Annotated in this window: 1 protein-coding gene; it reads left to right on the top strand. The window is 62.1% G+C overall.

Annotated elements, in window-relative coordinates:
• On the top strand, positions 1-243 hold a 243-nt coding region (locus JHD74_RS26530), incomplete at both ends, for an Ig-like domain-containing protein (protein WP_199063968.1).

Below are 243 nucleotides of genomic sequence, written 5' to 3' on the forward strand. Positions count from 1 at the left end.
ACGGCGTACTGGGCACGGCGAAAACCGATGCCAATGGTGACTGGTCGTTTACCCCGACCTCCAACCTGTCGGAAGGCGAGCACCGCTTTACGGTCATGGCAACGGACGCGGCGGGCAACGTCAGCGATCCATCGAACACCTTTGTGCTGACGCTGGACTTCAGTGCACCGGATGCAAGCAAAGTGGCGATCACCGGGGTCGATGACCAGGTGGGCGCAGTGACGGGCAACGTGGTGACCGGTG

The sequence above is a fragment of the Serratia sp. ASV30 genome (assembly GCF_016428815.1).
In the GTDB taxonomy this organism is placed as follows: domain Bacteria; phylum Pseudomonadota; class Gammaproteobacteria; order Enterobacterales; family Enterobacteriaceae; genus Chania; species Chania fonticola_C.